This is a genomic window from Proteus vulgaris, assembly GCF_016647575.1.
Classification (GTDB): domain Bacteria; phylum Pseudomonadota; class Gammaproteobacteria; order Enterobacterales; family Enterobacteriaceae; genus Proteus; species Proteus mirabilis_B.
The window spans coordinates 1,025,235-1,046,548 of the sequence record NZ_CP032663.1 but is presented as its reverse complement, the minus strand read 5'-3'; the positions used below and the strand labels follow the sequence as shown (position 1 = coordinate 1,046,548).

At 39.0% G+C, this 21,314-nt stretch carries 20 protein-coding genes; 4 read left to right on the top strand and 16 right to left on the bottom strand.

Annotation, left to right across the window (positions count from 1 at the left end; translation table 11 throughout):
* Positions 1 to 62: 62 nt before the first annotated feature.
* The 6 genes from aroL to gpt form a co-directional block, all read right to left on the bottom strand.
* Positions 63 to 575: a shikimate kinase AroL gene (aroL, locus tag D7029_RS04795; protein ID WP_194952002.1), complete on the bottom strand. Its 513-nt coding sequence runs from the start codon at positions 573 to 575 to the stop codon at positions 63 to 65.
* Between the two features lie 145 nt (positions 576 to 720).
* Positions 721 to 1,974, bottom strand: coding sequence for a glutamate-5-semialdehyde dehydrogenase (locus D7029_RS04790; protein ID WP_194952001.1), 1,254 nt, complete (start codon positions 1,972 to 1,974; stop codon positions 721 to 723).
* 11 nt (positions 1,975 to 1,985) lie between these two features.
* Positions 1,986 to 3,089, bottom strand: a complete 1,104-nt coding sequence (proB, locus tag D7029_RS04785; RefSeq protein WP_036911879.1) for a glutamate 5-kinase — start codon at positions 3,087 to 3,089, stop codon at positions 1,986 to 1,988.
* A gap of 115 nt (positions 3,090 to 3,204) precedes the next feature.
* A complete protein-coding gene (gene crl / locus D7029_RS04780) occupies positions 3,205 to 3,606 on the bottom strand; it encodes a sigma factor-binding protein Crl (RefSeq protein WP_075672399.1) in 402 nt (133 codons plus the stop codon).
* Between the two features lie 71 nt (positions 3,607 to 3,677).
* Positions 3,678 to 4,928, bottom strand: coding sequence for an esterase FrsA (gene frsA, locus D7029_RS04775; RefSeq protein WP_088493497.1), 1,251 nt, complete (start codon positions 4,926 to 4,928; stop codon positions 3,678 to 3,680).
* Positions 4,929 to 5,129: 201 nt separating this feature from the next.
* Complete coding sequence (gene gpt, locus D7029_RS04770) at positions 5,130 to 5,591, bottom strand: xanthine phosphoribosyltransferase (protein ID WP_023580994.1); 462 nt, start codon at positions 5,589 to 5,591, stop codon at positions 5,130 to 5,132.
* Positions 5,592 to 5,943: 352 nt separating this feature from the next.
* Here gpt and pepD point away from each other — a divergent pair, with 352 nt between their 5' ends.
* Positions 5,944 to 7,401 (top strand): beta-Ala-His dipeptidase, encoded by a 1,458-nt coding sequence (gene pepD, locus D7029_RS04765; protein ID WP_075672395.1) that lies wholly within the window; start codon positions 5,944 to 5,946, stop codon positions 7,399 to 7,401.
* Between the two features lie 296 nt (positions 7,402 to 7,697).
* Positions 7,698 to 9,860 carry a TonB-dependent siderophore receptor gene (locus D7029_RS04760; protein WP_194952000.1) on the top strand — a complete coding sequence of 721 codons (2,163 nt, stop codon included), beginning with the start codon at positions 7,698 to 7,700 and terminating at the stop codon, positions 9,858 to 9,860.
* A 90-nt stretch (positions 9,861 to 9,950) separates the two neighbouring features.
* Here the strand turns inward: D7029_RS04760 and dinB are convergent, their stop codons facing one another.
* A complete protein-coding gene (gene dinB, locus D7029_RS04755; protein WP_194951999.1) occupies positions 9,951 to 11,006 on the bottom strand; it encodes a DNA polymerase IV in 1,056 nt (351 codons plus the stop codon).
* Positions 11,007 to 11,239: 233 nt separating this feature from the next.
* Between dinB and D7029_RS04750 the strand changes: the two genes are divergently transcribed.
* The gene (locus D7029_RS04750) at positions 11,240 to 12,112 is read left to right on the top strand and encodes a glycerophosphodiester phosphodiesterase family protein (RefSeq protein ID WP_194951998.1); all 873 of its coding nucleotides are present in this window, start codon (positions 11,240 to 11,242) and stop codon (positions 12,110 to 12,112) included.
* A 93-nt stretch (positions 12,113 to 12,205) separates the two neighbouring features.
* Here D7029_RS04750 and nqrM read toward each other — a convergent pair whose 3' ends face one another.
* From nqrM to D7029_RS04710, 8 genes are all read right to left on the bottom strand, one after another.
* Positions 12,206 to 12,433 carry a (Na+)-NQR maturation NqrM gene (gene nqrM, locus D7029_RS04745; protein ID WP_023580998.1) on the bottom strand — a complete coding sequence of 76 codons (228 nt, stop codon included), beginning with the start codon at positions 12,431 to 12,433 and terminating at the stop codon, positions 12,206 to 12,208.
* A 19-nt stretch (positions 12,434 to 12,452) separates the two neighbouring features.
* The gene (locus D7029_RS04740) at positions 12,453 to 13,475 is read right to left on the bottom strand and encodes an FAD:protein FMN transferase (protein WP_102949400.1); all 1,023 of its coding nucleotides are present in this window, start codon (positions 13,473 to 13,475) and stop codon (positions 12,453 to 12,455) included.
* An 80-nt stretch (positions 13,476 to 13,555) separates the two neighbouring features.
* Positions 13,556 to 14,782 carry an NADH:ubiquinone reductase (Na(+)-transporting) subunit F gene (nqrF, locus tag D7029_RS04735; RefSeq protein WP_194951997.1) on the bottom strand — a complete coding sequence of 409 codons (1,227 nt, stop codon included), beginning with the start codon at positions 14,780 to 14,782 and terminating at the stop codon, positions 13,556 to 13,558.
* Between the two features lie 16 nt (positions 14,783 to 14,798).
* On the bottom strand, positions 14,799 to 15,395 hold the full coding sequence (gene nqrE, locus D7029_RS04730; protein WP_006534792.1) for an NADH:ubiquinone reductase (Na(+)-transporting) subunit E: 597 nt from the start codon (positions 15,393 to 15,395) through the stop codon (positions 14,799 to 14,801).
* 5 nt (positions 15,396 to 15,400) lie between these two features.
* Positions 15,401 to 16,030 (bottom strand): NADH:ubiquinone reductase (Na(+)-transporting) subunit D, encoded by a 630-nt coding sequence (locus D7029_RS04725; protein WP_088493503.1) that lies wholly within the window; start codon positions 16,028 to 16,030, stop codon positions 15,401 to 15,403.
* Positions 16,023 to 16,811, bottom strand: coding sequence for a Na(+)-translocating NADH-quinone reductase subunit C (locus D7029_RS04720; RefSeq protein ID WP_194951996.1), 789 nt, complete (start codon positions 16,809 to 16,811; stop codon positions 16,023 to 16,025). Before D7029_RS04720 ends, D7029_RS04725 begins: the two co-directional genes overlap by 8 nt.
* A complete protein-coding gene (locus tag D7029_RS04715; RefSeq protein WP_099075142.1) occupies positions 16,804 to 18,042 on the bottom strand; it encodes an NADH:ubiquinone reductase (Na(+)-transporting) subunit B in 1,239 nt (412 codons plus the stop codon). Before D7029_RS04715 ends, D7029_RS04720 begins: the two co-directional genes overlap by 8 nt.
* A 3-nt stretch (positions 18,043 to 18,045) precedes the next feature.
* Positions 18,046 to 19,386, bottom strand: coding sequence for a Na(+)-translocating NADH-quinone reductase subunit A (locus D7029_RS04710; protein WP_194951995.1), 1,341 nt, complete (start codon positions 19,384 to 19,386; stop codon positions 18,046 to 18,048).
* 415 nt (positions 19,387 to 19,801) lie between these two features.
* Here D7029_RS04710 and D7029_RS04705 point away from each other — a divergent pair, with 415 nt between their 5' ends.
* The gene (locus tag D7029_RS04705; RefSeq protein WP_194951994.1) at positions 19,802 to 20,569 is read left to right on the top strand and encodes a L,D-transpeptidase family protein; all 768 of its coding nucleotides are present in this window, start codon (positions 19,802 to 19,804) and stop codon (positions 20,567 to 20,569) included.
* On the opposite strand, the gene D7029_RS04700 is transcribed toward D7029_RS04705, so the two are convergent.
* Complete coding sequence (locus D7029_RS04700; RefSeq protein ID WP_075672373.1) at positions 20,540 to 21,307, bottom strand: class II glutamine amidotransferase; 768 nt, start codon at positions 21,305 to 21,307, stop codon at positions 20,540 to 20,542. The genes D7029_RS04705 and D7029_RS04700 overlap by 30 nt on opposite strands.
* Positions 21,308 to 21,314: the final 7 nt, after the last annotated feature.

Below are 21,314 nucleotides of genomic sequence, written 5' to 3'. Positions count from 1 at the left end.
GGATGTGATGAAAATAAAATAGATGTTCCCTGTTTTATCCTTTATATCAGACGACTTCTTAATTATTTCGTGAATTTTGCGAGAATTGCCTCAATAATCTCATTAATAGGTAATCCAGCATCCACAATAATATCAGCACATTGCAAATATAAAGGTTCACGTTTAACCAAAACGTCATTCATTTCTGAAACTAACGTTTTCCCCGTCAAACTTGGTCTTTGTGCTTCATTCGGATCTTGGGACAAACGCTCAACTAAAGTTTCAAGAGATGCCTGTAAATAAATAGTAACACCTGAAGATTTCATATAAGCACGATTTTGAACTGCCAAAATCATACCGCCACCCGTTGAGATAACTTGATTAGGTTGGCTAACTTGGATGAGCGCTTCTGATTCAGTTTGTCGAAAAAAATCCCAACCTTTCTCTTGAACCATAGAAGATATAGTTTGTTGATATTTTTGAGTTATCCAATCATCCGTATCAATGAATCTATAATTTAACGCGAGGGAAAGTGCTTTACCTACTGTTGTTTTGCCTGCACCTCTAGGTCCGATAAGGTAAATTGTACTATCCATAAAATGCACTATCTCCATAGTGTGTTCCCTTTTAGGGGTGTAATTAAAAATTTACATGCTGTAAAGTATAAAATATCATACCTGATGTAACAAAAAAATAAAGCCACACTTTAGAAAAGTATGGCTTATTTATTCATATTAACAATTAGCTACGAATTGTATTATCGCCGTAGCCAATCCATTTATAGGTCGTTAGAGCATCTAATCCCATCGGGCCTCTAGCATGTAATTTCTGTGTACTAACAGCAACTTCGGCACCTAAACCGAATTGTCCACCATCAGTAAAACGCGTACTTGCATTAACATACACCGCAGCCGAATCAACTTGGCGAACAAAGCGATCAGCATTAGCAATAGATTGCGTTAAAATAGCGTCAGAGTGTGCAGTTCCATAACAGCGAATATGACTAATTGCTTCAGTTAAACCACTTACCACTTCTACATTTAAATCAAGTGATAACCATTCATCGCAATAATCTGCATCTTTCACATCAACAACAGTAGCTCCGCCTTTTTTCAGCCCTGCCAATGCCTTTTCACTTGAATGCAAAGTCACTTTTTGAGCTGCCATAGCATCGCTTAACTGTGGTAAAAATAGATCTGCAATATTCTCGTGTACTAAAAGCGTTTCTAAAGAATTACACGCGCTTGGACGTTGTACCTTTGCATTTACGATAACCGTTAATGCTTTTTCTAAATCTGCACTCTCATCCACAAAAGTATGGCAAACACCGATACCACCAGTAATAACTGGAATGGTTGATTGTTCACGGCAAAGTTTATGCAACCCAGCGCCACCTCGTGGAATAAGCATATCAATATACTCATCCATTTTTAGCATTTTAGCGACTAATTCACGATCAGGCTTATCAATTGCCTGAATAGCGCCAGCTGGAATACCACATTTTTTTAATGCTTGTTGAATAACAGCAACAACCGCTTGGTTAGTGTGATGAGTTTCTTTTCCACCACGAAGAATAGCCGCATTACCTGTTTTCAAACATAAAGAAGCAACATCAATCGTAACATTAGGGCGAGCTTCATAAATAACACCCACAACACCCAATGGCACTCGGCGACGCTCTAAACGTAAACCGCTATCTAGCATACGGCCATCAATAACTTTACCAACAGGATCTTCTAAACGACATACTTGTCGAACATCATCGGCGATCGCTTTTAAACGTGCTGAATTAAGTAATAAACGATCAAGCATAGCGGCATTGATATTGGCTTCACGAGCCGCTTGCATATCTTTTTCATTTGCTGCAAGAATTGACGCTTCTTGTTGTTCTAATAAATCAGCCATAACTAATAATGCCTGATTTTTTTGCTCTGTTGATAGTTGAGCTAAATGCCAAGATGCCTCTCTTGCAGATTTACCCATTTGTTCTAACATCAGAAGGCTCCTTAGCTAACAATCATATCATCACGATGCACAGCAACACTGCCATACTCGTAACCTAAAATTTGACTAATTTCTTGTGAATGGTGCCCTGCAATTAAACGCAATGCATCACTATTATAGTGCGCAACACCATGAGCGAGATCTTTACCTTGTAAACTTTGAATGCGAATAACACATCCACGAGAGAAATCGCCTTTAATCTCTTTGATACCTTTTGGTAAAAGGGAGCTACCTTTTTCTTTAATTGCGTTTTCAGCCCCTTCATCAACTACTATTACACCAGCAATTGGCGCACCAAAGATCCACCGTTTACGCGCTTCTAATGGACTTTGTAAACCATGAAATAATGTTCCAACAGGTTCATCATTGATCACTTTGGCAATAACTTCAGGTTGTACGCCTGCGGCGATGACAACATCAATACCCGCGCGTCCTGCAACGGTTGCTGCTTGCAATTTTGTTGCCATACCACCCGTGCCTAGACCAGATACGCTATCACCCGCCATTTGGCGTAACTCATCATTGATATCAAAAACTTCAGGGATCAGTTTAGCATCTGGATTACTACGAGGATCAGCCGTGTAAAGCCCTTCAATATCCGTTAGTAATAACAGCTTATCAGCACCACCTAAAATAGCGGCTAATGCTGACAAGTTATCGTTATCACCCACTTTAATTTCTGCAGTGGCAACAGCATCATTTTCATTGATAACGGGAATAATATGGTTATCTAACAGCGCATGTAATGTATCCCGCGCATTCAGGAAACGTTCTCTATCTTCAATATCAGCACGTGTTAATAGCATTTGACCAATATGAATACCGTAGATAGCAAATAACTGTTTCCATACTTGAATTAAGGCACTTTGCCCCACAGCCGCAAGCAACTGCTTTGACGCAATAGTTGCGGGCAAATCAGGATAATTCAAATACTCACGTCCTGCTGCAATTGCACCAGAAGTAACAATAATAATCCGGTGCCCTTTTTCGTGTTGTTTAGCGCATTGGCGAACCAGCTCAACAATATGAGACTGATCCAGACGTCGTGAACCACCAGTAAGTACACTCGTCCCTAATTTAACAACCAGCGTTTGGCTGCTACTCATAACATTTACCATTCTTGTTGATTATTTAAAAAGATAATACACAGTTTTATCAGGAGAGAAGCGTTATGCCAACTGACATAACGCAAAATCTATGAAAAGTTGCCCTAACACAAAATTAGGGCTGAATGGGAAGAGGAAATTTGTTCATTTTTTCATCGGGGATGAGTGTCATCTCTAATTCACTCACAGCTAGTTGAAGAAATTCATGAAAACGAATAAGTGTTTCATTGATTGACTCAACAACATCATTCTTACTTATGTTCTGATGGAGCCAATCGCCATTTTTATCGAATAGCCCAATTTGATAATGATAAATAAGCTGTTCATTATTACGTTCTAATTCCATCCACCAGCCCCAAAACTCTCGTTTTTCCGGCGCGACTTTTTTATTTACACAAACTGCTAAACAGTCAAAAAAGAACTGGCTCTCTTGGCATTGTTGCTCTCGGATATAAGGTCCGATTTGAGCAAAACGCTTTAATAACTTACCTCGGGTAGGGTTCAAAGATGAAGTCATAAATTCAGTCTCCTTAGAAACTCTACTGTTATATAATCTAATATAATTAGCAAGTTATTGTTCAAAATTAATTATATTAATTTATCATAGATCCAATCTGCACTTTTTTGTAACGCGAGCTCTAAACCTTCATAAAGCGGTTTATCATTAATAGCAAGAATGTCACCATCCATAGAGGAGCGTGCAATTAATTGCGAATCCTCTTTAGGGCTCATTTCATCCCCTTTCCAATAAACCCCCATCATAGGAACAGGCATACGTCGCCCAATCAAACCTTGGTTTTTCAGAGAATAACTGCTTAACGATAATCGAAGATTATTCTCGTCAATATTCCATAATCCTAAGCGGCTTGCTAACACATCAAGATACATCACAGGAATTTTTTTCTGTAATTCAGCTTGGGTAAAGAAAGTGTGGATCAACGGACCTAAGGCAACAACACCTTTAATCAATTTTGGGTAGATATAAGCTAAACGCACAGCAATATTACCGCCAAAGCGAAACCCCATCACACCAACACGAGTATGATCAATCCAAGGTACTTCAGAAAGTTGCTTTAGAACTTCACCTTGTAAATGGCATGTATCTTCCGTTAGTTTTTGTTTTACTGAATAACCAATTGCGGGCATATCCAGAGTTAACATTGCAATACCTTTAGGGGAAAGATAGTCACGGAAGAAGCTAACATAATCGCTTTGTAAGCCGTCTAATCCGCCGCAAAATAACACGGTAGGATAAGGGCCTCTACAATCTTTGGGTAAATGTAGAAAACCTGTTGTCGTCCCTTTTCCTTCTAATTTAAATGTCAGTTTCTTGACTTCAAAAGAAGAAAATTTCGTCGCATTCTCAAAGGCTTTCATCGATAAAATAACGGCTTGATCCGCTAAAAAATCGCCATTAATAAAGGGATATGCGGCAATACTATAAAGATGTGCGGCTTGTAACCAACAATCTGCTGCGGCATCACCAGACTCTTCACGTAATGCTTTTTGTTGCCAGATCATCGCTTGATGCGACCACTCAAATGACCAACCACCTTTACGATACCCGATAACAGTATCAATAAATTTATCATCACTACGAGGGGCATCCTGTACCGCAATTCGGCTTAACACCTCTTCTATCTCAATAGGAGAAATTCCACGCCAAATCCACAGTAAACGTTGAATAGTTCGATACCAATTTTGTTGGCTCGTACCATTAAGCACGCTATAGGTATTAATATTCGATTTTGGATGGGTATACTGAATTAGCGTTGAGGTTTCAGCGTGTTTTGCTCGTGGCTTAAATAAAGTTTCAGAAAGATTCGTATTGTTTGCCATATCACTCTTCAAATCAGTGGATATCGTATAAAGGGGCTTAAAAGTCTGGCTTTATCATAGCATGAAATTGACTGGAACAATGTGTATCACGACAAGCAATCGCACGAAGACATCATTAAAAGGAAGAGAAAAAAGCTTAAAAACAAAAATCCCCGCCTAAGCGAGGATCTCAATTAAAACAGCAAAGCGAATGCTATCAACTTATTTTTGATCGCAAACAGGTGGAATAAAGGCAACACCCATATCCCAAGGCTGTTCAATCCATGTATTTTGCGGAATATCAACCACAAAATCATCCACTAAAGGACGCCCTTCTGGTTTTGCAAAGATAGTGACGAAATGCGCTTTTGGATACATGTCACGGATAACTTTAGCAGTACCACCAGTATCAACTAAATCGTCAACAACGATAAAGCCTTCACCATCACCTTCTGCTTTTTTTAAGATTTTGAGGTCACGCTGATGATCGTGGTCATAGCTAGAAATGCAGACTGTATCCACATGACGGATACCTAATTCACGAGCAAGTAATGCAGCAGGGACTAATCCCCCACGGCTGACAGCAATAATGCCTGTCCACTGTTCGACTGGTAATAAACGTTGCGCCAATTGACGGGCATGTATTTGCAACATATCCCACGTTACAACATATTTTTCGCTCATAATATTGTGATCCTAGCTACTTGAATTTCGAGAGAAGCTTTTTTGCGGAAAAAAAGGTTGCGCGAGATTATAGTGATTTGAGCGCCTAAAAACCAGAGAAAACGTGAAAACAGGTGAGATTATCCTCATTTTTTTCTGTAATGTCTTTTTATGATTAAAAAACGAACTATATAAAAAATGAATGCAAATAGAGATCTAATTTCTTGGATAGAGATGTGAATAGAATGACGCATTCATCAGAAGAAAGTGATATTCTCAACTATATTGGCGTATAACGCTCAGAATAATAAAGCTAACCCTTAAAAAAGCGGTAGGCTATCAATAACACAGATGCTGTTAGAGGAGATCCATCGTGTCTGAACTATCTACTCTATCCCCACAACCACTATGGGATATTTTTGCAAAAATTTGTTCGATTCCACATCCATCACATCATGAAGAAGCCTTAGCTTCCCATATTCTTTCTTGGGCAAGTGAAAAAGGTCTTTTTGCACAGCGCGATGCAGTTGGCAATATTTTAATTCGTAAACCAGCAACTAAAGGCATGGAAGATCGTAAAGCCGTTGTTTTACAAGCACACTTAGATATGGTGCCACAAAAAAACAACGACACCGTTCACGACTTCACCAAAGATCCGATCCAACCTTACATTGATGGTGAGTGGATCAAAGCTAAAGGCACTACATTAGGTGCTGATAATGGCGTAGGTATGGCATCTGCGTTAGCTGTTTTAGCTGACGATACTGTTAAACACGGTCCATTAGAAGTCCTGCTAACCATGACTGAAGAAACAGGCATGGACGGAGCATTTGGTTTACAACCAGGTTGGTTACAAGCTGATATTCTTATCAACACAGACTCTGAAGAAGAAGGCGAAATCTACATGGGTTGTGCGGGTGGTATTGATGTTAAAACCACAGTAAGCCTTTCTTACGATGCAATCCCAGCAGGTCACGTTGTTAAGCAACTGGTTCTGAAAGGATTAAATGGTGGTCACTCTGGTGGTGATATCCATTTAGGTTTAGGTAACGCAAATAAATTATTAGCGCGTTTCTTAGCGGGTCATGCAGAAGAATTATCACTGAAATTAATTGATTTTCACGGTGGTACACTGCGTAATGCTATTCCTCGTGAAGCAAACATTGTTTTTGCAATTCCAGCGGATAAAGCAAGCCAACTAGACGCAGTAAAAGCGAAATTTGAAGCTCTGTTAAAAACTGAATTAGCTATTGCTGAAAAAAATCTGAAAGTTGAATTAATTGATACAACAACAGATAAAAAAGTTTTCACCGCAGATTGCCAAGAGCGCTTAATCAACCTACTTAATGCTATGCCAAATGGCGTTATTCGTATGAGTGACGACGTTGAAGGTGTTGTTGAAACTTCATTAAACGTAGGTGTTGTTAGCATTGTTGACGATAAAGTAGAAATCCTGTGCTTAATTCGTTCTCTGATTGATAGCGGTAAAACCTATGTTGTTAGTATGCTGACAGCATTAGCAAAACTGGCTAAAGCAGACATCGAAACCAAAGGCGGTTACCCAGGTTGGAAACCAGATGCAGACTCTCCTGTTATGCATTTAGTTCGTGACACTTACCAACAACTGTTTGATAAAGTGCCAAACATCATGGTTATCCACGCGGGTCTTGAGTGTGGTCTGTTCAAAAAACCTTACCCAGATATGGATATGGTTTCTATTGGGCCAACAATCCGTGGTGCTCACTCACCAGACGAGCGCGTTCACGTTAAGAGCGTCGGTCAATACTGGCAATTATTAACTGCAATTTTAAAAGCGATCCCTGCTAAATAATTTTGCTTTAATGTTAATAATGAAACCCGCTTAATTGGCGGGTTTTTTGTGCCTAAAGCTATCACCAAGAAATAAATTATCCCCTCAAATCACACACTATTTCCCTTAAAGATCATAATTTATTCCTCATATAGCCAATTCCACAATCACTTATTCCATTATGGAATAAAAAATAAATCTTAATAAATTAAATATATAGAATGCTAATCATTATCATTAGCATTAATGTTTTCAGAGTGATATTTTCATGGCTTCCGCATTTAAAGTTAAAAAATAAAAAACTAAAGGGTTCTATTGTGTCTAATAAAAATTGCGTTGCTAGCGTCTTTCTCGCCTTACCTCTAAGTTTACTCTCTGTTCAAATTCATGCGGCCGTCAATCAAAATATACCTGAAAAGATAATTGTTACGGCATCTCCATCGCAAGATCCCCAAGCGCCTGTTTCCGGTTTTGTGGCAACAAAAACGCTATCAACAAATAAAACACCGAGTGAAATTGAAAAAACACCGCAATCCATTAGTGTGATCACGCGTGATCAAATGGACGCTCAAGATGTCAGTTCAGTTTCTCAAGCATTACGTTATACGCCCGGCGTTTTCACAGAATATCGTGGAAGTTCTAATCGTAATGATGAGGTTTTTATTCGTGGATACAGTTATGCCCCTCGTTTTCTTGACGGTCTAAGTTATGGAATGGGCGCTTCATCATCAACTGGTGCAATTGATCCTTGGTTATTAGAGCGCGTTGAAGTTGTTAGAGGGCCAGCATCCGTGCTTTATGGTCAAGTCAATCCGGGTGGCCTTGTTGCAATGACAAGTAAAAGACCAACAGCAACCCCTATCCGCCATATTCAAGTACGAGCAGGCAATGATAAATTAGCGGAAACTGCTTTTGATTTTTCAGGTGCATTAAGTGATGACAATCGTGTGCTTTACCGCCTAAACGGTGTTGCAAAAACACAACACACGCAAATAAAAAACTATAAAGAAGAACGTTTTGCACTTGCTCCTGCTATTACTTTCTTACCTAATGAACAGACTCGCTTAACACTATTAAGCTTTATTCAGCAAGAGCCTGAAGCTGGGTATCGTAATTTTTTACCTGCTTATGGTACGGTTAAAAGCACTCCGGCTGGTACGATCCCCTTTGATTTTGATGTTAACAATCCCGATTACCATAAATCATGGCGTCAACAATATGGTATAGGCTATGAATTTGAACACGAATTTAGTGATTTACTAAAAATTGTACAAAATGCTCGATATAGCCATATTAATCAGAAATATAAATATCTTGTATTTGGCTCTTTAAGAAAAGATAACCCTTATGTTCTTGAACGCCGAGCGCAACAAGAGCAGCGTGAAACAGATACTTTAGGAATAGATACTCGTTTACAAGCCGATTTTACTACTGCAAAACTTAATCATACTGTGATTGCTGGTATTGATTATCAGTGGAGCAAAGATCAAGATAATTTGCTCCGAGCAATGGGTTCAGAGTACGATCTTGACTGGCGAGATCCTAATTATCACTATCCAATTGATATGAGTTTACAAAAACCTGCGACCGATCAGCTACAAAAACGTGATCAAATCGGGTTATATCTACAAGATCAGATCCAATGGAAAAATTGGATCTTACTTGCAGGATTACGCCAAGATTGGGCTCAAGTTCGTACTCATGATTTCTTAGCTAAAAGTTATGATCAACAAGATGATAATAAGTTAACGGGTCGTGCAGGGCTTTTATACGCTTTTGATAATGGTATTTCGCCATATATTAGTTATAGCACCTCGTTTGAACCTAATTTACAAACTCGCAGAGCACCAGGAAGTGCGCCTTTTGAGCCTAGTGAAGGCCGTCAATTAGAAGCTGGAATAAAATACCTCACACCAAATGAGCAAACATTGGCAACACTCTCTGTTTATCAATTACAACAACGTAATGTGACCAACTACAATGCTGAAAAAGCGTATTTTGAACCGGTCGGTGAAATTAGAAGCCGTGGTGTTGAAGCTCAAATTAATAGCCAATTAACTGAAAATATTTCATTTATCAGCAGTTATGCTTATACCGATACTGAAGTAAGAAAAACCATTATTGCGGGAACACAAGGAAAAGAACTCCCTAGAGTTCCTAAGCATATGGCATCACTTTGGGGTCAATATGATGAAACATCTGGGCTATTTAATGGTGCTAAAGCAGGTGTTGGTGTGAGATATGTAGGTGTATCTCAAGGTGATACCAAAAATACAGTTAGTGTACCTGCTGTGACTCTTTACGATGCGATGATTGGTTATTCATTAGGTGAGCTATCACCTTCTTTAAAAGGTGCTGAAATTCAGCTTAATATGAATAATATTGCGAATAAACATTATGTTGCATCTTGTGCTGGTGATACTGCTTGTTTTTATGGTATTGGCAGGACAATGACAGCAACTATGAATTATCGCTGGTAATACTATATAAATTAACTAAATAGATTAACTACATACATTAACTGCGTTAACCATAGTCAATCTGTTGATCGGCTATGGTTTTTTTAATTTTTATAGCGCTAAAAGAAGTTGTCGTTCTATTTGTGGATCTTGCAAGGTGACATGAAATCCGATCAAACGCACACCTCTGCCATTTCGACGCTCATGCCATGCTTGGTAGGCAATATTAATTAAATCAGCTTTCTCTAAAATAGGGTGAGTATGCTCTTGTGTCGTTAATTGAAAATCATCAAATTTTAATTTAACGCCTTGCCTTGCTATCCTTAGATCCGGTTTAACTTTTGTTAATCGTCTTTCTAATTCGCTATATAATCCATCAAGTAATGCCAAGCAATCATCCCAAGAATTAATATCTGAGGCAAAAGTACGCTCAACTCCGACTGATTTTCGAAGTCTATCTGGGTTAATTTCACGTTCATCGATGCCATGACTACGTTCCCATAAATTTTGACCAAATTTTCCAAACGCTTTTACCAAAGAAATGACATCGGTGCGACGAATATCAGCGCAAGTCTCTAATCCCATTTCTTGCAAACGAGCAAATGTTACCTTACCTACACCGGGTATTTTATTAAGTGGCAATTTTAAAATAAAATCATCGATTTGCTCTGGTGTAATAACAAATTGTCCATTTGGTTTATTCATATCAGAGGCAATTTTTGCAAGAAATTTAATCGGTGCAATACCTGCAGATGCCGTGAGATTTAACTCATCAAAAATTTGTTGGCGAATTTCTTGAGCCATCAACGTTGCTGAGCCATGACAATGCTTACTGTCAGAGACATCAAGATAAGCTTCATCGAGTGAAAGAGGTTCAATAAGGTGAGTATAACGAGAAAAGATTTGACGTATTTTTGCTGATGTCTCTTTATAGAGAGCCATCCTACCGGGTAGCACTTTTAAGTGAGGACATAACTTCAACGCTGTTGCTGTTGACATAGCACTACGAACACCAAAACGACGAGCGGGATAATTCGCCGTGCAGATCACACCTCGACTAGAAGCATTGCCTCCAACCGCAATTGGGATCTCTTTTAGTGCTGGATTATCTCGTATTTCAATCGCAGCATAAAAACAATCCATATCAACATGAATAATTTTACGCATACAATCACCTCACTTTATTTACTGTTTAAATATACAGTAAGCAAATATTAACTACAATTTTTATTCGCTCTTATCTCCCTCTATTGAGGTGTATTTCTCATAAAAATCTGAATTAGTCTGTTTATTTATAGAATTGTCACAAAGTGATGATAGATTGTTTTTGCTCGTTGATTAATTACATTAATTTTAAATATTGTTTTGTAACTATATATAAAACAAGGAAATAATTTTTCATGATCAAGTTATTCATCGCTATTTCTCTCTTTTTTTATTCTGTAATCCTTATGGCATCTCCTAAAATTATCGCACATCGTGGTGGCACAGCTGATGCCCCTGAAAATACTGAAATTGCTATAAGAACAGCGCTCTCTAATCAAGCTGATGCAATTTGGATCACTATTCAATTATCGAAAGATAATATTCCTGTCCTTTATCGCCCTAGCGATTTAAAAAGCTTAACGAATGGGCAAGGTAGTGTTTCTGAATTTACTGCACAACAACTGAAGCAATGGGATGCCGGCTATAAATTTGGTGAAGCTCAGCAATTTCCTTATCGAAATAAAGGTGTCACCATTCCCACATTGGATGAGATCTTAACTCTATTCCCCACAACACAATTTTATCTTGATCTAAAATCCCCAGATGCTGATCCAGCAATCCAAGGGGAAGCATTAATAACCGTACTTCGTAATCATAACGCACTGGATAGAACTCGCGTTTATTCTACAAATACCGCATTTCTTGATGCCTTACCGACTAATGTACAACGTTTTGAAAGCCGTGATATCACTCGTGATATTTTAGCCAATATCACAATGAGCCATGTTTGCCTGTTACCTGAAAATTTAGATATTACTCGTTGGTACGGACTTGAGCTTCACCGCAAAGTCGAGGTTGTTGAGAAGTACACATTAGGAGAAGCGCGTTCCGCTTCAGTTCTGAGTTGGGATAAAGATGCAATGTCTTGTTTTCGTGCTGGTGGCAATGCTCATATTGTCCTTTTTGGGATCAACACAGAGAAAGACTATATTCAAGCCACTGAATTGGGTGCTGATGCAGTTATGGTTGATTCACCCGCAAATATGAAAGCATTTAGAAAAGAGTAAGCGCCCTCGCTTTTATCTTAGTTTTCTTAGAAAGAAATAAAAAAGAGTGATGTAAATATATACATCACTCTTTTTCTTATTCTTATATCTTACTTAAAGAATTCTATTTTTATTAAGTAATTCTTCTCTTGCTGCATCTTTTGCCATACGTTTTTTACGTGCATCACAAGGTTCGGGGCAATCACACTCTTTCTCTATGCCCATAGCACCTAAACCGCCACAGCTACCTTGAAGGCTTTTACGTTTTACAATATAGCCTAACGCCATACCAAAGAAGGCAATCAAGAATAAGATGAAGGCAAATAGAAATATTTTTAACATAACCTTCTCTCCTTAAATTCTACTTTTTCAAGAATGGGGCGAACGCTTTACTATAACGCTCTTCAAACCCATTTTCAGTTTTCACTATCATAAAGACAGGAATATTTAGTTCGTTTGCTACTGCTAACCCTTTTTCAGGCCCTAAAACATTCAACCCTGTTGAAAGACCATCAGCACTCATGCAAGTTGGTACAATCACAGTGATAGAAACAAGGTTATGTTTAATAGGGTGACCTGTGGTTGGGTCAATAGTATGAGAAAAACGAACACCATTTTCTTCAAAATAGTTACGATAGTCACCAGAAGTGGCAATTGAGTTATCACCCGGTTCAATAATTAACTGAACACTCTGTTTCGTGCCATCATTTGCCGGTTTTTCAATCGCTATACGCCAAAGCTTGTCATTACCATTCACACCTTGGGTTCTTACTTCACCACCAATATCAACCATATAGTTAGTGATATTCTGTGAAATTAAATATTCAGCTACAGCATCAACACCATAGCCTTTAGCAATTGAAGAGAGATCAACATAAAGTTCAGGGATCTTCTTAATTAACGAATTACCTTCAACAGCAAGATAATCAATTCCAATCCACTGTTTACGTTTTGCTAATTCATCTTCAGAAGGTTGATGCGTAAATCGACCTTCTGGACCAAATCCCCATAAATTCACTAACGGCCCCACAGTCACATCTAAAGCACCATCAGTCATTTTATTAATGCGGATAGCTTCACTGACTACTTTTGCTGTTGCCGGTGAAACAGGAAATGGAGTATTAATTTCACGGCTTTGATTGAAACGACTGAGTTCAGAATGAGGACGATATGTTGACATTTGATCGTTAACTTCTTCAAGAATACGATCAATCTCTGTTTGTAAGACGTTTTGTGGAGGTGAATTACTATCCGGAACATATTTAATCGAGTAATAAGTTCCCATGGTTTCGCCTTCTAATACCTGCTGTTTTTCACCACATGCAGATAATAGAACTAATGCAGACAGCATCACTATCCAATTTATCATCTTTCTTTTTAACATAACTCTCTCTTCTGATCATGAGCGCCCACATTAGTGGGCGCTTGTCATTTCATTCATTTATGCTTTATCGGACGTTAGGATCAACCTCCAAAGTCATCCAGCATAATGTTTTCATCTTCAACGCCTAAATCTTTGAGCATTTTAATAACTGCTGCGTTCATCACTGGCGGTCCACACATATAGAATTCACAATCTTCTGGTGCTGGATGATTTTTGAGGTAATTCTCAAACAACACATTGTGAATAAATCCAGTATAGCCAGTCCAATTATCTTCAGGTAATGCATCTGAAAGTGCGACATTCCATGTGAAATTTTCGTTTTCTTTTGCAAGCATATCGAAATCTTCAGTGTAGAACATTTCACGAACAGAACGTGCACCATACCAGAAGCTGATTTTGCGTTTAGAATGTAAGCGCTTCAATTGGTCGAAGATATGTGAACGCATTGGCGCCATACCTGCACCACCACCAATAAAGATCATCTCAGCATCGGTTTTCTTAGCAAAGAATTCACCAAATGGTCCTGAAATTGTCACTTTATCGCCCGGTTTTAATGACCAAATATACGATGACATAATTCCTGGTGGCACATCAGGATTACGTGGCGGAGGTGTTGCAATACGCACGTTTAACATGATGATGCCATGCTCTTCAGGGTAGTTCGCCATTGAATAAGCACGTACAGTGGTTTCTTTAACGTCAGAAACATAACGGAATAAATTAAATTTATCCCAATCTTCACGATACTCTTCTGGTACATCAAAATCTTCATAACGTACCGTATGAGGAGGACATTCGATTTGAATAAATCCACCAGCACGGAAAGGTACAACCTCACCTTCAGGGATTTTTAACACTAATTCTTTAATGAAAGTAGCTTTATTATCATTTGAGATAACTTCACATTCCCACTTTTTAACACCAAAGATTTCTTCTGGTAATTCTAATTTCAAGTTGTTTTTTACGTTTACCTGACATGCTAAACGACAACCTTCTTTAGCTTCACGCTTGTTAATATGCGAAAGTTCTGTCGGTAAAATATCACCGCCACCTTCCAGCACTTTAACGCGGCACTGACCACAAGAGCCACCGCCACCGCAAGCTGATGAAATAAAAATACCTTCGTTTGATAATACGTTAAGTAATTTATCACCTGCTGGTGCATCAAAACTTTTTTCTGGGTCTCCATTGACCTCAACTGAAATATCCCCTGTATTGACCAGTTTTGATTTTGCGAACAAAATCAACGCTGTTAATACCAATACAATCAGGGTAAACATCACGACACCTAGAATAATTATATCCATGAGTTCTTCTCACCCTTTATAGCTGAACACCAGAGAAGGACATGAAACCTAATGCCATCAACCCTGTGGTGACAAAAGTAACGCCTAACCCTTTCATACCTGCCGGTACATCCGCGTACTTCATTTTCTCACGAATAGAAGCCAGTAATACGATGGCTAACATCCAACCAATCCCAGAGCCGAAACCATAAACAATAGATTCACTAAAGTTATAGTCACGTTGTGCCATAAATGACACACCACCGAAAATGGCGCAGTTAACGGTAATAAGTGGCAAGAAGATCCCTAGTGCGTTATACAGCGCAGGGAAATAACGGTCTAAAATCATCTCTAGGATTTGTACCAGTGCCGCAATCACACCAATGAAAGTGATAAAGTTTAAGAAACTTAAATCAACACCTTCCATCAATGCATTATCACGTAACACATAGTTGTAAACCAAGTTATTCAACGGTACAGAAAGACCCAGAACAACGGTAACAGCGATACCTAATCCAAAAGCGGTTTTTACGTTTTTAGAAACAGCGAGGAATGTACACATCCCTAAGAAGAATGCGAGCGCCATATTCTCAATAAAAACAGCACGAACAAACAGGCTTATATAATGTTCCATGGCGATTAGTCCTCTTCAACCTGTGCAGGTTTTAATGTACGTAATCCCCAAATTAGCAAGCCAATAATAAAGAACGCACTTGGTGCTAACAGGAATAAACCGTTTGGCTGATACCAGCCACCATTTTGGACAGATTCCATTACTGTAATGCCGAATAATTTACCAGAACCAAAGAGTTCACGTAAAAAACCAACAAGGATCAAGATAACGCCGTATCCTAAGCCGTTACCAATACCATCCATAAAGCTTTCAACAGGAGGTGCTTTCATCGCATAAGCTTCAGCACGACCCATTACAATACAGTTAGTAATGATAAGACCAACGAAAACAGATAGTTGCTTAGAAATTTCATACGCATAAGCTTGTAGTATTTGGTCAACAACGATAACTAATGAAGCAATAATCGCCATTTGAACAATAATACGAACACTACTTGGTATGTAATTACGAATTAGTGAAATAAAGAAGCTTGAGAATGCAGTAACCAAAGTTACCGCTATTGTCATCACTAATGCGGTTTCAAGTTTTGTTGTTACCGCCAATGCAGAACACACACCTAATACCTGTAAGGCAATCGGGTTGTTATCTAACAATGGCCCAAGTAAAACTCGTTTAATTTCTTTTGTATCAGCCATTGATCTCTCCTTCACGAACTTTTTTCAGGAATGGGCCGAAACCTTTTTCACCTAACCAGAAATCGAACATATGCTGGATACCATTTGAGGTCAGTGTTGCACCAGAAAGTCCATCAATGCCATAAGGATTACCAGCCGCTGCGCCGCTGCGCACAATTTTAATTGCAGGTACGCCTTCTTCATTAATTAAGCGCTTACCTTTCCACTGTGCTTTCCATTGAGGGTTATCAACTTCACCACCTAAGCCTGGCGTTTCACCATGAGCATAATAGGTAATACCTTTAGAAGTCACACCATCAATATCAACCGCAATAAATGCATACATCACAGACCATAAGCCAGAACCATAAACTGGTAAAACGACTTCTGTGGTTTTGCCTTGTTCATCAAGAACAAAGTACACTTCTGCGGTATTTGCACGTCGACGAATTTTAGCTGCATCGTCGGCTGGAGATAATGCAATGGAAGTATCATCACTACGTAATGCAGCGTTTAAATCAAAATTGCCTTTGCTATCAGTCAGTTCACCTGTCTGGAAATTAACAATTTTTGCTTTAATACGAGTGTCATACACTTTCAGTACATCTGTCGCACTCATTTTAGGTACGAGCAGACCCGCAACATCAAGAATATTACGTTGTTTATCAAGAAGTTTTTGCTCTTCTTGTTTAGACTTCAGTCCAACAGCGGCTCCTGCTACTACCACGGAACACACTAGACATAGAATAAATACAACGAGGAACGTTCTTGCGACGCTATCTTTGTTTTTCTCTTTAGCCACGAGCTTTTCTCCGCTTAATATTCGCCTGAACAACCACGTAATCGAACAGTGGTGCAAATAAGTTTGCGAATAAGATTGCCAGCATCATACCTTCTGGGTAAGCCGGATTGACGACACGAATAAGCACAGCCATTACGCCAATCAAAATACCGTAAGCCCATTTACCTTTATCAGTAAACGATGCGGATACTGGATCTGTTGCCATAAACATCATACCGAAAGCAAAACCACCTAATACTAAGTGCCAGTGCCAAGGCATTGAGAAGAGAGGATTGGTATCTGAACCGATGAGGTTAAACAGGTATGACATTGCAATCATGCCCACCATTACCCCAGCGACAATACGCCATGAAGCAATGCGAGCAAAAAGAATGACAGCACCACCGATTAAAATCATCAGCGTTGAAACTTCACCGATCGACCCTGGAATATATCCAAGGAAAGCATCCATCCAAGAGATAGGTTGTTGAGTGACGGTATTTACTAATGCACTTTCACCCGATACAGACCATTGTGACAATGGTGTTGCACCAGAGAAACCGTCAGCCGCAGTCCAAACTAAATCACCTGAAATTTGAGCCGGATAAGCAAAGAACAGAAATGCACGACCTGCCAATGCTGGGTTTAAGAAGTTACGTCCTGTCCCACCAAAGATTTCTTTCGCGATAACAACACCAAACGTAATACCTAATGCAGCCTGCCAAAGTGGTAATGTTGGCGGTACGATTAAGGCAAATAAGATTGATGTTACAAAGAAGCCTTCGTTAATTTCATGACCACGAATAAAGGCAAAAAGAACTTCCCAAAATCCGCCAACCGCAAAAACAACTAGATAAATAGGTAAGAAGTAAGTTGCACCAAGTAGCATCTTACTTGCCCAACCCGCATCTGTTGTTAATGATGCGCCGAGGAATTCAGCAAGGCGATAGTGCCAATCTGAAGCAATGATTTGCTGTAATTCAGCACCACTATATAACTGATTAAGTGCAGGGATCGCTTGATGACCTACGTTATACATTCCCCAAAACATTGCTGGGAAAACGGCTAACCAAACTAAGATCATCATGCGTTTTAGGTCAATAGTGTCACGAACATGACCGCCATTACGCGTGACAGTACCTGGCGTATAAAATACCGTGGTCACTGCCTCATAAAGTACGTACCATTTTGCTAATTTGCCACCGGGCTCAAAATGGTGCTCTACTTTTTCAAATAAATTTTTCAAACCCATGAGTTACCCTTCCTGCTCAATTTTGGTCAATACTTGGCGCAGTGCTGGGCCATACTCATATTTGCTTGGGCAAACATAAGTACATAATCCCAAATCTTCTTCATCCAATTCCAAACAACCTAATGCTTGAGAACTGTCAGTATCACCTACAACTAAATCACGTAATAAATGCGTTGCCATAATGTCTAACGGCATCACACGCTCATAGTTACCAATTGGTACCATTGAACGTTCGCCACCATTCATAGTAGTTGTGAATGCAAAGCGTTTATTTTTTAAGAAGTGACCGATAGTGGTACGAGTGATAGAAAATTTATCGCTACCCGGCATACCCCAACCAAATAACTCTTTATCACGACCTTCACGTAATACAGAAACTTGGTTATGGAAACGACCTAAATAGTGATGAGCCTCATCAGATTTCCATCCCCATAATACAGAGCCAGAAATAATGCGGTTTTCACCATCAACTAATTGATCTTTAGTTAACTCATAGAGATCAGCCCCTAAACGAGTACGCACTAAACGAGGTGCTTTTACTTGAGGGCCAGCTAATGCAACAACACGCTCTGTATATAAAGAACCTGTTGTAAACAGATAACCAATAGCAATAACATCTTGATAATTTAAATGCCAAACCATTTTCTTAGTACTAACAGGTTCTAAGAAATGGATATGCGTACCGACTAATCCTGCTGGATGTGGGCCTGCAAATTGGTTATAGCTAATTTGTCCGTCATTTAATTTTGTCGGTGATTTTTCACCATGACAAACATAGACTTTCCCTTCGGTTAAACGAGTTAAAACAACAAGGCCATCATTAAATGCCTTCTCATTTTGCTCAATAATAACCATAGGATCTGCTGCAAGCGGATTTGTATCCATTGCAGAGACGAAAATGGCAACAGGTGTTGTGCCTAAATGCGGAGTACGGCTATAAGGACGAGTCCTTAACGCAGTCCACATTCCCGAATTAACAAGGTTAGTTTCAACTTGTTCGCGGGTCAGGTCTGAGAGCGTTGAGCTATCATAACGGTTAAAGGTAATTTCTTCGTCGCCATCAATTTCGATAACGATAGATTGGAACACACGACGTTCGCCGCGGTTAATTGCAACGACTTTACCACAAGCTGGGCTGGTGAAAACAACACCGGCATTCTTTTTATCTTCAAAAAGAATTTGCCCTTTTTTTACATGCTCACCTTCCGAAACCATCATAGAAGGACGCATACCGACATATTCTTCACCTAGCAATGCTACGCGTCGAATCGCGGGTCCGTCTTCTATCACTTGGGCAGGCGCTCCTGCAATTGGGAGGTCGAGTCCTTTTTTAATTTTAATCATAAGATTTGCACAAGTTTATCAGTTAAACCCTAAGCTACAAATTCACCCCGAAAATGTAGCGACTCTGTAATAAAAACATCTTAAGGTGTTTTTGAACCTTAAGTTATTTATCTCCGATAATTGTTACTATTTTCTCTTATTCTGCCGAACTGAATTTTATCATCTCAGCCTAAACCTGTCTGACTATTCGAGTGATTTAGCTCAAGCAAATGGGAATATTATTTTGACTGAAACGTTAACAACTCGTATAAACCGAATTAAAATATCATTTTTCTCGACGAGCGACTAAATTTCATACAGAATATTTTGTAAAAGAAAAGAAACCATATCAGATTTTAATTTACAAATTTATTGCTTCATAGCAATCTACGATCTACTTTATCAACAAATTTTAAGCTATTTTTCTGATAAAACCATGACCAGTCACGCAAAACTACTAATCAGTTTTTTAACATTAATGTTAACTTCCTTATTAGTTAACGCTGAAAATAGTTCAAGTTTCCTAATGAAACCTGTTAAAAAAAGTACAGGCGAGCCTATCTATATTCAAATTTTCAAAGAAGAAAGCTTACTTGAACTTTATACGGAAAAATTAGATGGGCAATTAGAAAAAGTACGTACTTACCCTATTTGTAGCTATTCTGGAGGTCTTGGACCTAAAAAGTTTCAAGGTGATTTAAAAAGCCCTGAAGGTTTTTATCAGGTCAATTTCTCGCAATTAAATCCGAACAGTCGATTTTACCGAGCTATTAACCTAGGATTTCCTAATCAATATGATAAATCAAAAGGATACACCGGCGACTTTTTAATGATCCACGGGGCATGTAAATCAGTTGGTTGCTATGCAATGACAGATTCAGTAATGGACGAAATTTATCAGTATGCTGAATTGGCGCTACAAGGAGGCCAATCTACGATTAATATTCATATTTTTCCATTTAAGATGACCGCTGAAAATATGAAAAAACACCAGTACTCAAAAGATATGGATTTCTGGCAACAGCTTATGCCAGCCTACCAATATGTTGAAGAGCGCAAACAAATCCCATCTGTTACTGTTCAAGATGGGCGTTATTACGTTAATAGCACTTTGACTTCATCGAATAGTGTAAATTCAGTCCTTAACTTATCACAAAATAGCGAAAGCAAATGGCTACAGAATACGCACACCACGATCAAATAAGACAAACTCGCCAGCGGGAATACGCTGCCAAGATTCATTTCCAGTCAATGGTAATGTTGAAATAACAGAAACCACATCATCTGATTGTGTGTGTTGCTGGAAATCAATTTCTACATCTTGATCAAGTAATTTTGCTTTGCCGAAAGGTGCTTTACGCGTGATCCAGTGTAAGTTAGTTGAACAATATGCCATTACAAATCGACCGTCCGACAACAGCATATTAAAGACCCCTTTTTGCTTTAATTGAGAGGCTAAAATAGCGATAAAACGAAATACAGCAGGCCAATTCACAGGAGTTCGTTTATAGCGATTTTCAAGTTGATTTAAGATCCAGCAAAAAGCTTTTTCACTATCTGTCTGCCCTATCGCCCGAAAACGCCCTGTCTCAAGAGATTGATAACCTTTCAGTTGACCATTATGCGCATAAGTCCAGTTTTTTCCCCATAATTCACGGGTGAAAGGATGGGTATTTTCTAAAGAGACATTACCTCGATTCGCTTGACGAATATGAGCGATCACAGCCTCTGATTTAATCGGGTACTCTTGAACAAAGCGAGCGACTGGTGAAATTGCGCTGGCTTGAGGATCTTTAAATGTACGACATCCCAATCCTTCGTAGAAAGTAATTCCCCATCCATCTTTATGAGGTCCTGTCTTTCCACCTCGAGGAATTAAGCCACTTAGACTGAAGTTAATATCTGTCGGTACATTTGCACTCATGCCTAACAACTCACACATCGCTCAC